11 protein-coding genes and 1 tRNA gene are annotated in these 9,595 nt (G+C 63.0%); 5 read left to right on the top strand and 7 right to left on the bottom strand.

Going from position 1 to position 9,595, the window contains the following annotated elements:
- Positions 1-173: 173 nt before the first annotated feature.
- Positions 174-250, bottom strand: a tRNA-Pro gene (locus OO306_RS27180).
- Positions 251-331: 81 nt separating this feature from the next.
- Entirely contained in the window at positions 332-553 is a 222-nt protein-coding gene (locus tag OO306_RS27175) for a YgdI/YgdR family lipoprotein (RefSeq protein WP_027596642.1), read from the bottom strand.
- A 185-nt stretch (positions 554-738) separates the two neighbouring features.
- Between OO306_RS27175 and moaB the strand changes: the two genes are divergently transcribed.
- Both moaB and glp read left to right on the top strand, forming a co-directional pair.
- Positions 739-1,278, top strand: coding sequence for a molybdenum cofactor biosynthesis protein B (moaB, locus tag OO306_RS27170; protein WP_027596641.1), 540 nt, complete (start codon positions 739-741; stop codon positions 1,276-1,278).
- 22 nt (positions 1,279-1,300) lie between these two features.
- Complete coding sequence (glp, locus tag OO306_RS27165; RefSeq protein ID WP_265970330.1) at positions 1,301-2,488, top strand: gephyrin-like molybdotransferase Glp; 1,188 nt, start codon at positions 1,301-1,303, stop codon at positions 2,486-2,488.
- Here glp and OO306_RS27160 read toward each other — a convergent pair.
- Positions 2,477-3,724 (bottom strand): glycosyltransferase family 4 protein, encoded by a 1,248-nt coding sequence (locus OO306_RS27160; protein ID WP_027596639.1) that lies wholly within the window; start codon positions 3,722-3,724, stop codon positions 2,477-2,479. The two genes, glp and OO306_RS27160, sit on opposite strands and share 12 nt — an antisense overlap.
- Positions 3,725-4,038: 314 nt before the next feature.
- Between OO306_RS27160 and yegS the strand changes: the two genes are divergently transcribed.
- Positions 4,039-4,926 (top strand): lipid kinase YegS, encoded by an 888-nt coding sequence (gene yegS, locus OO306_RS27155; RefSeq protein ID WP_099430046.1) that lies wholly within the window; start codon positions 4,039-4,041, stop codon positions 4,924-4,926.
- Here the strand turns inward: yegS and OO306_RS27150 are convergent.
- From OO306_RS27150 to OO306_RS27140, 3 genes are all read right to left on the bottom strand, one after another.
- Complete coding sequence (locus OO306_RS27150; RefSeq protein WP_085274205.1) at positions 4,910-5,569, bottom strand: response regulator transcription factor; 660 nt, start codon at positions 5,567-5,569, stop codon at positions 4,910-4,912. The two genes, yegS and OO306_RS27150, sit on opposite strands and share 17 nt — an antisense overlap.
- Positions 5,559-6,455 carry a sensor histidine kinase gene (locus OO306_RS27145; protein WP_265970329.1) on the bottom strand — a complete coding sequence of 299 codons (897 nt, stop codon included), beginning with the start codon at positions 6,453-6,455 and terminating at the stop codon, positions 5,559-5,561. Before OO306_RS27145 ends, OO306_RS27150 begins: the two co-directional genes overlap by 11 nt.
- Before the next feature lie 371 nt (positions 6,456-6,826).
- On the bottom strand, positions 6,827-7,333 hold the full coding sequence (locus tag OO306_RS27140; protein ID WP_265970328.1) for a histidine kinase: 507 nt from the start codon (positions 7,331-7,333) through the stop codon (positions 6,827-6,829).
- A gap of 350 nt (positions 7,334-7,683) precedes the next feature.
- Between OO306_RS27140 and OO306_RS27135 the strand changes: the two genes are divergently transcribed.
- Both OO306_RS27135 and OO306_RS27130 read left to right on the top strand, forming a co-directional pair.
- Positions 7,684-8,619 (top strand): chemotaxis protein CheV, encoded by a 936-nt coding sequence (locus tag OO306_RS27135; protein WP_099453380.1) that lies wholly within the window; start codon positions 7,684-7,686, stop codon positions 8,617-8,619.
- Between the two features lie 55 nt (positions 8,620-8,674).
- A complete protein-coding gene (locus OO306_RS27130) occupies positions 8,675-9,475 on the top strand; it encodes an MOSC domain-containing protein (protein WP_265970327.1) in 801 nt (266 codons plus the stop codon).
- Between the two features lie 44 nt (positions 9,476-9,519).
- On the opposite strand, the gene OO306_RS28445 is transcribed toward OO306_RS27130, so the two are convergent.
- Complete coding sequence (locus OO306_RS28445; RefSeq protein ID WP_369124845.1) at positions 9,520-9,591, bottom strand: hypothetical protein; 72 nt, start codon at positions 9,589-9,591, stop codon at positions 9,520-9,522.
- Positions 9,592-9,595 lie beyond the last annotated feature (4 nt).

Genomic DNA, 9,595 nt, shown 5'->3' with positions numbered 1-9,595 from the left:
GCGGTCGTATTTCTCGCCTTGCTTGATCGCCACCACCTGGGCAGTACCGCTCTTGCCGGCGATGCGGTACTGGGCGCCGGCCTCTTCGCAGCACAAGGCTGCTCCTACAGGTCAGGGGGATTTTTTCGCGCACAACAAAAAGCCCGCGCAAGGCGGGCTTTTTGAATAGGATTTGGTCGGAGAGACAGGATTCGAACCTGCGGCCTTCTCGTCCCGAACGAGACGCGCTACCTGGCTGCGCTACACTCCGATGAACGAAATCCTACTGCATCCCTTTTTTGCACGCAAGCCCTTGTTGTTAAAAGGGCGTTTGCCAAAAAGGGCGGCTGAATCACAGCTCTTTGACGGTACGAATCTGGTCTTTGTTCAGGCGCGTACGCTTGCCATCGAGTTGCTCGAATTCGTAGAAACCAGAGTCCTCGTCAAAGGACGGGGTGTCCACTGCCTGGATCTCGCGGCCATCGTTCAAGGTAATGACGGTCGGCGATGCGCAGCCGGCGAGAGCGCCCAGGCCCAAGGCAAGCAGGAAGGCGGGAAGGGTCCGTTGAATCATCGTGTTTCTCCAGTGCGACAGTGCTAGATGACTTTAAGACGCAGGGCGTCCACGCAAGTTCCTTTCCAGTGCAGCATAGCGGTAAAGCCAGGGTATTGACCAAGGGCAAGCCATAGGGGCACGAGGTTGTATCAGGGGGTGCTGTGTTATAAATGCGCCATCCCATCTTCTTGTGACGGACCCCCATGAAAGCCAAGGCAGATACCCCCTTCGTGCCCCTGAACATCGCCGTGTTGACGGTCAGCGACACGCGCACCTTCGACAATGACACCTCCGGGCAGCTGTTCGTCGATCGCCTGACTGCGGCCGGCCACCAGCTGGCATCGCGGGTATTGCTCAAGGACGACCTGTACAAGATCCGCGCCCAGGTCGCGACCTGGATCGCCGATGACGCAGTGCAAGTGGTATTGATCACCGGCGGTACTGGGTTCACCGGCCGCGACAGCACCCCGGAGGCCGTGGCCTGCCTGCTGGACAAGCAGGTGGACGGTTTCGGTGAGCTGTTCCGGCAGATTTCCGTGGCCGACATCGGCACCTCCACCGTGCAATCGCGGGCCCTGGCTGGCCTGGCCAATGGCACGCTGGTGTGCTGCCTGCCGGGCTCGACCAATGCGGTACGCACCGGTTGGGACGGCATCCTGGCCGAGCAGCTCGATGCCCGCCACCGCCCGTGCAATTTCGTGCCCCACCTAAAGCAGGCAGCGGCCTGTGAAAGCCGTGGTTGAGTCTACCCAAGCCCGGCCCCTGATGCCGGTGGAAGACGCACTGGCGCGGCTGCTGGCCTTGGCAGAAGCCGCACCCATCCAGGAAACCGAAAATGTGTCGCTGGCCGACGCCGAGGGGCGCGTGCTGGCGCGTGACCTGGTGGCTTCGCTCGACCTGCCGCCCTGGCCGAACAGCGCCATGGACGGTTATGCCCTGCGCCTGGCGGACTGGCAGGGTGAGCCCTTGCCGGTCAGCCAGCGCATCTTCGCCGGCCATGCGCCGCAGCCGCTGCAGCCGGGTACCTGTGCCCGCATCTTTACCGGCGCGCCGGTGCCGGCTGGCGCTGACTGCGTCGAAATGCAGGAAAACGCCGAAGTGGCTGACGACGGCCGAATGCGCTTCCTCGAACCGCTGAAGGTCGACCAGAACATTCGTCCGCAAGGCCAGGAAACACGCCAGGGTGAGCAGGTGATGAGCGCCGGCACACGCTTGGGCCCGATCGAGCTGGGCTTGGCCGCGACCCTTGGCCAGGCCCGTCTGGATGTGGTGCGTAAAGTGCGCGTGGCGGTGCTGTCGACCGGTGACGAGCTGATCGAGCCTGGCCTGCCCCTGGGGCCAGGGCAAATCTACAACAGCAACCGCCGCTTGCTGGTCAGCTGGCTGCAACGCTTGGGTTGTGAGGTGCGGGATGCGGGGATTTTGCCCGATGACCTGGCGCGCACCCGTGAATGCCTGGCGGCATTGGGCGATGTCGACCTGATTCTGTCCACCGGTGGCGTTTCCGTGGGCGAGGCTGATTACCTGGGTGCCGCCCTTCGCGAGGCCGGCGAGCTGGCCTTGTGGAAGCTGGCGATCAAACCGGGCAAGCCGCTGACCTTCGGGCACTTTCGTGGCGTTCCGGTGATCGGTTTGCCGGGCAACCCGGCGTCCACGCTGGTCACGTTCGGGTTGCTGACCCGGCCGTATCTGTTGCGCCGTCAGGGCGTGGCTGATGTCACGCCGCTGCGCTTCGACATGCCAGCGGGCTTCGACTGGCCCAAGCCAGGTACGCGCCGCGAGTACCTGCGCGCACGCATCGAGCAGGGCCAGGTGCGTATCTACAAAAACCAGAGCTCTGGCGTGCTGCGCAGCGCGGCCTGGGCCGAGGGCTTGGTCGAGGTGCGTGAAGGCAGTACGCCGAAGCAGGGCGACAGTGTGCCGTTCATCCCTTTCAGCGAGCTACTTGGTTGATCGCCCAAGCCAGCCGCCCGCCAGTGGTGTGTCGCTGGCGGGTTGCACCTGGTTGAGGCGCATGTGCACGTTTTCCAATTGCTGGGCGGCAATACTCCAATCGTGACGCTGGCGGGCGAATTGCCGGCCGGCTTCGCTCAATTGGGCCATGCGCCAAGGCTGGTTGAGCAGTTGGGTGATCAGCAGGGCCAGTTGGTCACCATCATCACTGCCCAGGTAGTGTTCGCCGTTGTTCACGGCCAGCCCTGATACACCCTTGCTGGTGGTGATGACCGGCAGCCCCGCAGCCATCGCCTCGAGCAGCTTCACCTTGGACCCTCCGCCATACAGCAGCGGGGCGAAGAACAGTGCCGAGCGACGTTGCAGCTCGCGCAGGTCGGGGCGGTAGCCGACCCACTCGATGCGTGGGTCGTTCCAATGCAGCTTCCAGCTGGCCGGCAGGGCGTGGCCGGCTATGGCCAGGCGCACGGCCGGGTTACTCATCCACACCTGCGGCATGATCTCTTCCAGCGCCCATTCGATGGCTTCAAGGTTCGAGCCATATTCGAAGTTGCCGACAAACAGCAGGCGCTGGCTGTGCAACGCCGGTTGCACGTGCTGGTAGAAGTCGCAGTCCACGCCACTGACCACCACGTTCACCGGGCGCCCACTGATCTGGGCGATCAGTTCGGCGTCGTGGCTGCTGACCGCCACCACTTCGCTGGGTTGACGCAGCACCCGTTGCTCCCAGCGCCGATAGCGCCAGCGGTCGAATGCATTGAGCGGGCGCAGCCACAGCGGCAGGCGGTCATGGCAGGCGCCGCCCATCACCGATTCCAGGGTGTGCTCGCTGAGCATGAAGGGCAGCCCGCGCGCCTGCAGGGCTTTTTCGAACGGCTGGAAACTGTAGCTGTGCTCGATCTGGATGACGTCCCAGGGTTCGTCCAGCAGTTGCTCGAAGCGGTGCCTCAGGCAGGGCGCCAAACCATTGATGATCGCCCGCATGGGATAGTCGATGATCGGTGAAGCCAGCAGGTTGAGTGGGCTGTGCAGCGCGCGCCTGGGCAACACGATCAGGCGCTCGACCCAGGGTTCAAGGGCTTCACGGGCCGCATCGTTCAGGGGGATCTTGGACTGCACCAACAGGGTGATCCGGTGCCCACGCTGGGCGAGTTCGCGCAGCAGGTGATATTGCCGAGTCTTGCCGCCGCTGGTGGTCGGCCAGGGTAAGTAGGGCAGTGTCCAGAGAATGCGCATGACCCGGAACCCTCGTAACAGATCGCGGATAAAAAGACGCGCCCGTCGGCAGTCAGCCGATCACTGCTGCCGGGGCGCGTCCATGGCTGTCGGTGGAGCAGACATCAGGTGATAAAAAGTCAATAGTTTGACTCTTTGGTAAATTTATTCACCTGGGTCAAATACTTGTCAAAGGTGGCTTTCCTGAGCATAGCCGTGCATTCGCGGGCGTGTAAAAAATGGGTGAAATCCAGTGTTATTGTGCTGGGCATGCAACGATCGGTGTGTGCCGGTGGTCGAGATCTGGGTTAGCTATTTTTTCATGGAGAAGCGCGATGCAAGGGCGCAAGGCAATGTTGATCCTGCACGGCAAGCAGGCGATGAACGAGGCGCTGCGCAGTGCCGTGCTGGCGATGCGTGAGAGCGGCTGGGTGCTGGATGTGCGGGTCACCTGGGAAGCCGGGGACGCTCAGCGCCTGGTGGGCGAGGCGCTGGCCGCTGGCTACACCCATATTGTCGCGGGCGGCGGCGATGGTACGTTGCGCGATGTCGCTGAAGCCATGGGCTTGGCAGCGGCCCAGGCCAGCCTGGCGCTGTTGCCTTTGGGCACCGCCAATGATTTCGCCAAGGCTGCGGGCGTGCCACTGGAGCCGGACGCCGCACTGGCACTGCTGAACACCCCGGCGCGGCCTATCGACCTGGGCCAGGTTGGTGATCAGCTGTTCCTCAACATGGCCACCGGCGGCTTCGGCAGCCAGGTCACGGCCAACACCTCGGAGGACCTGAAAAAGGTCCTGGGGGCTGCGGCCTACCTGTTCACGGGGCTGTCGCGCTTCAGCGAGTTGCAGGCGGCCTCAGTGGAGCTGCAGGGTCCCGACTTCCACTGGCAGGGTGATCTGCTGGCGCTGGGCATTGGCAATGGCCGGCAGGCCGGCGGCGGGCAGGCACTGTGCCCGGAGGCGTTGGCAGACGATGGCCTGCTGGATGTCGCCATACTGCCAGCGCCGCAGGAAGTGGTGGGGGCGTTGCGCGACCTGCTGGCCGGGGATGGGTTGTTTGTCAGGGCCAGGCTGCCCTGGGTTGAGATCAAGAGTTCGCAGGGGCTGGACATCAACCTCGACGGTGAGCCGCTGCAGGTCGACAGCCTGCGCTTCGAGGCAAAGCCCGCCGCGTTGCAGGTGCACTTGCCGGTCGACTCGCCGTTGCTCAGTCGTCCAGGCTGATGATTTTTTCGCGCACCGCGTACAGCACCAGGCCCGCCACATCGTGAATTTGCAGGCGTTTCATGATTTGCGAACGGTGGGTTTCCACGGTCTTGATTGAGAGCCCCAAGCCACTGGCGATCTCCCGGGTGGATTTGCCGCGCACGATCAGGCGCAGGATTTCCAGCTGGCGTGCGGTCAGGTTGTGGCGGTCGCGGTTCGGTTGCTTGCGGTGCTGGGTATGCAGCAGCGCCTGGTTGATGACGGTGTGGGCGATCGCCGGGCTGAGGTAGCGCTCGCCGTTGCGCAGGGCACACAGGGCCTGCTCCAGCTCGGTCGCGCTGGTGTCTTTGAGCAGGTAGCCATGGGCGCCGCTTTCCAGGGCCCGCATGATCAGGTCCGGGTCGGTGTGCATCGACAGGATCAGCACCTTGCAGGTGCTGCCGCTGGCGCGCAGTTGCGTCAGGGCATCGAGGCCGCTGGTCGAGCGCATGGAAATGTCCAGCAGGACGATGTCGGGTGCCAGGTTGCGCACGTGCTCGAGCAGCAGGTTGCCGTCATCGGCTTCACCGGCCACGCAGTAGCCCGGGATGTCGGAGACCAGTGCGCGGACCCCGGCGCGGATCAGCGAGTGGTCGTCCACCAACAGCAGTCTACAGGTCATGGGCGGTAAAGCTCCTGGCGCGTTCCTGGGTGCGTGGCGGCCACGGGAACAGCGCTTCGATCTGTGTGCCCACGCCAAGCTGGCTGGTGATGTCGAGACGCCCCTGCAAGGCCGTCACCCGTTCCTGCATGCCGGCCAAACCGCGTTGCCCTGCTTCGGCCGGGTATCTGGCGGGAACAAAGCCGCGGCCATCGTCCTGAATGGTCAAGGCAAGCCCTGCGGGGCTGCGTTGCAGGCGGATCGACAGATTGCGCGCCTGGGCATGGCGCAGCATGTTGGTCACGGCTTCCTGGGTGATGCGAAACACCGCCATGGCGACGGCTTCGTCAATGCCGCCCAGGCGTTGATTGCAGACCAGGCTCCAGTGCACATCGGTTTTTTCCAGCGTGCGCAGCAGGTGCGCGCGCAGGCTGGCCTCAAGGCCCAGGCTGGCCAGTTGCCGAGGGTTGAGCAGGGCACAGACATCGCGCACGTTGCTCAGCGCGTTGTCGAGCGTGGTGCGCAGGGTGTCGCAGTGGCTGTGCAATTCATCGGGCATACGCCGTTGCAGCCATTGCAACTGAAGCTTGGCTGCGGTGAGCAGTTGCCCGATGTCGTCATGCAATTCGCGGCCCAGGTGCTGGCGCTCGCTTTCCTGCACCATCAGCATGCGCTTGGCCAGTTCCGCCGGGTGCAGGCGGATCGACCCGGCCCCCAGGCCCACGTGCAGGCCTACGCCAAGCATCGCCGCGACCTGCAGCAGCAACAAGCTGGCCGGTATCGCTTGGCCGGCCATGTACAGCAGCAGGTTGGCGACCACGGAGGCCACGCACAGCACGATCGTCATCCAGCGCAGCAGGACAGTGCGGGAGCAGCAGCGCAGAAGAGTCTTCAAGCGTGGGAGCATAGATAGAAAAGCCACTGAAGTATTGCTGATGGAGGCCTTGCACAAGTCTTAGCAGAGGCTTTGGCGCAGTACTTTATATGTTTTGCGGGGCACGTCCTCAATCAGCCTTGATGCCGGCTGCAGGCGGTCGCTGGCGAGCATGGTAACACTTCACACGGCGTTGGTCGCTGTTGGGCAATGCTTTGAAACCTCATGTTTACGGGCTGTTTCGGCACGTTCGTCCGACTCAAGTCAATAGCAAAGTGCCAGCCGCTATTCGGCTGTCAATCATGCCGAGTGTAACTAGGGCAATAATCACGCGCGCAGTGCTGGCGACAGTTGGCGAAACTTCCAAGTTTGGCCAACAACGCCCTTAGTTGCTCTTTTGTTAGTTAATGTGAAACGCGGGGGTGCGTGCCTTGGGCGGCCGTCGTGGCGGTATGCGGGTGAGTGCAGTGGCTGCCGCGCTCATCGCAGGCGGCACAGGCTTGCGGTAATGGTTGATCGAGCACGCTGGCCAGCTCATTGAGCAATGTGATTTGTTCGCCGGTATCCAGGTTCAGCTGCCCGGTGCGCGGGTCGATCAGCTCCAGTTGCCAGGCCAGCAGGGTCAGGCAAGCGTCGGTTGCGGGCAGGGCTTCACGTTGCAGGCGCTGCTGCTGGCAGGCCGGTGCGAGCAATTGCTGCAGAACGGTGGCGTAGTGGGCAACTTCGAGCAGGTCCAGGCGGGTGGCGCGCCTCGCGAGCGTGTCGAGGGCGGTGTTCAGGCAACCGCAGGCGTCTGCGTCGTTGTCGATCAGTTCCAGGTGCTGCAGGCATTCCTGGGACTGGCTCAGCAAGACTTGCGCATCCAGCAGAAAGTCTTGCAACGCACCTTCAAACGATAAGGCACTGTCCATCAGGACGCTCGGGCGCGTTGGGCGCGGGCAAGGGGCGGGCACGGCGATACGGTAGCGAACAAAAGCCTGACTCCATTCATGCAATGAGAATGGCGTCACATTAATGGCTAATGGATATCGCGAACATCAGGTTGCACCCGATTGCATCTAAGGGTTTCCCTGATGGGAGGCCAGGGTGCAACAAGGTGCTAACGGGCACGGGCCAGCCTGGATGTGCCCGCAGTAAAGCATGATGGTAAAGTGATATCAATTACCTTCGCGGCATTTTCCCGCAAGGGTCAAGGTGCGCGTCAACCCGCCGATACAGGGTGGATGAATACACTTTTCCGACTCAAGCCTGGGGGTTTCCAATGGCTGGCATTCTCGACACAGTAGACCAACGCACGCAATTGGTGGGCGAGAACCGCCTGGAAATTCTGATGTTCCGCCTGGCAGGTCGGCAGCTGTTCGCGATCAACGTGTTCAAGGTGCAGGAAGTGCTCCAACTGCCCAAGCTGACCCTGATGCCGCAGCGCCATGCCTTTGTCTGCGGCGTGGTCAACCTGCGTGGGCAGACCCTGCCGGTGATCGACCTGTCCCAGGCGATCGGCATGCGGCCCCTGCAACCCGGGCCGGACAGCACCATCATCGTGACGGAGTACAACCGCTCGGTGCAGGCCTTCCTGGTGGGGGGCGTCGACCGCATCGTCAACATGAACTGGGAAGCGATCATGCCGCCGCCGACCAGTGCCGGGCGCCAGCACTACCTGACCGCCATCACCAAGGTCGACGAGAAACTGGTCGAAGTGATCGATGTGGAGAAGGTCCTGGCGGAAATCGTGCCGTACAACGCCAAGGTCTCCGGCGAACGGCTTGCCGACCCGGTGCTGGCCCGCGCCAGAGGCCGTGAAGTATTGCTGGTGGACGACTCCAGCGTTGCCTTGGCGCAGCTGCGTGACACCCTGTCGCAACTGGGCATGAAGCTGCACGTGGCCAGTGATGGCTTGAAGGCGCTGCGCCTGCTCAAAAGCTGGGCTGACGCCGGTGAGGATGTGTGCGAGAAGCTGCTGATGGTGTTCACCGACGCCGAAATGCCGGAGATGGACGGTTACCGGTTGACCACCGAGATCCGTAGCGATGCCCGCTTGCGTCAGCTCTACGTGGTGCTGCACACCTCGTTGTCGGGCAGTTTCAACGAATCCATGGTCAAGAAGGTGGGCTGCGATAACTTCCTGTCCAAGTTCCAGCCGGATCGCCTGGTCGAGGTGGTCAAGCAGCGCCTGCTGCTGGATACGGCTACTGCGTGATCCCTGGCCCTGCCGGGTATAAGCTTGGCGTTTCGAATGACGCGAGGCGGCAGGGATGTTTCTGAGTGAGTTGTATCGATACCCGGTGAAGTCGGGGCAGGCGCAAAGCCTGCAGGCTTCGCCGGTCGGCCAGTTGGGGTTGTTGGGTGACCGCCGCTGGATGGTGGTGGAGGCAGAAAACGGCCGCTTCCTCACCCAGCGTGCCTGGCCACAGCTCGGCCAGCTCAGGGCGAGCGATGACGGTGCTGGGCAGTTGCTACTGGAGGCCCCAGGGCAGGTGCCGTTGCGGGTGCCTGTACCGCTTACCGACGATGACTTGCGGGGCGTGACTATCTGGCGCGACACCCTGCGGGTGCCCGATGCTGGCGAGGCGGCGGCGAGCTGGCTGTCGGCGCTGCTGGGCAAGGACGTGCGGTTGGTGTATTGCCCGGAGCAACGGGCGCGTTACCTGCCCAATGGTTATGGCTTGAACAGTGACCGTGCGGCGTTTCCGGATGGTTTTCCGCTGCTGTTGATCGGCCAGGGGTCGTTGGACGAGCTCAGTCGGCGTGTTGGTCGGCCCATGGAAATGCTGCGGTTCAGGCCCAACCTGGTGGTACAGGGCGCAGAACCGTTCGCCGAGGACGGCTGGAAGCGGATTCGTATCGGTACCCTCGAGTTTCGCGTGCTCAAGCCCAGCGTACGGTGCATTTTCACCACCATCGACCCACGGACCGGCGAACGCAGCCCGGACCGCGAGCCCATGACCACGCTCAAAACGTTCCGCGAGAAAGAAGGGGATGTGTTGTTCGGGCAGAACCTGGCGGTGGATGGCAGTGGCGTGCTGGAAGTGGGGATGAAGGTCGAAGTCCTGTAGGAGCAGCCTTGCGCTGCGAAGAGGCCGGTATTAACACCGAGGATTCAGGGTGTTACCAGGAAGTCATGCACCGAACGCCCTTCACGGAAGCGCACTTCGTGCTTGGTCGGGTGCACGTTG

Source organism: Pseudomonas sp. DCB_AW (assembly GCF_026240895.1).
Lineage (GTDB): Bacteria > Pseudomonadota > Gammaproteobacteria > Pseudomonadales > Pseudomonadaceae > Aquipseudomonas > Aquipseudomonas kermanshahensis.
This window is presented reverse-complemented; position numbering and strand designations above follow the sequence as displayed.

Bases quoted from the DNA above. Each gene is read 5' to 3' on its own strand.
- OO306_RS27175 (WP_027596642.1), bottom strand. From the start codon at position 553: ATGATTCAACGGACCCTTCCCGCCTTCCTGCTTGCCTTGGGCCTGGGC.
- moaB (WP_027596641.1), top strand. From the start codon at position 739: ATGAAAGCCAAGGCAGATACCCCCTTCGTGCCCCTGAACATCGCCGTG.
- glp (WP_265970330.1), top strand. From the start codon at position 1,301: ATGCCGGTGGAAGACGCACTGGCGCGGCTGCTGGCCTTGGCAGAAGCC.
- OO306_RS27160 (WP_027596639.1), bottom strand. From the start codon at position 3,724: ATGCGCATTCTCTGGACACTGCCCTACTTACCCTGGCCGACCACCAGC.
- yegS (WP_099430046.1), top strand. From the start codon at position 4,039: ATGCAAGGGCGCAAGGCAATGTTGATCCTGCACGGCAAGCAGGCGATG.
- OO306_RS27150 (WP_085274205.1), bottom strand. From the start codon at position 5,569: ATGACCTGTAGACTGCTGTTGGTGGACGACCACTCGCTGATCCGCGCC.
- OO306_RS27145 (WP_265970329.1), bottom strand. From the start codon at position 6,455: ATGCTCCCACGCTTGAAGACTCTTCTGCGCTGCTGCTCCCGCACTGTC.
- OO306_RS27140 (WP_265970328.1), bottom strand. From the start codon at position 7,333: ATGGACAGTGCCTTATCGTTTGAAGGTGCGTTGCAAGACTTTCTGCTG.
- OO306_RS27135 (WP_099453380.1), top strand. From the start codon at position 7,684: ATGGCTGGCATTCTCGACACAGTAGACCAACGCACGCAATTGGTGGGC.
- OO306_RS27130 (WP_265970327.1), top strand. From the start codon at position 8,675: ATGTTTCTGAGTGAGTTGTATCGATACCCGGTGAAGTCGGGGCAGGCG.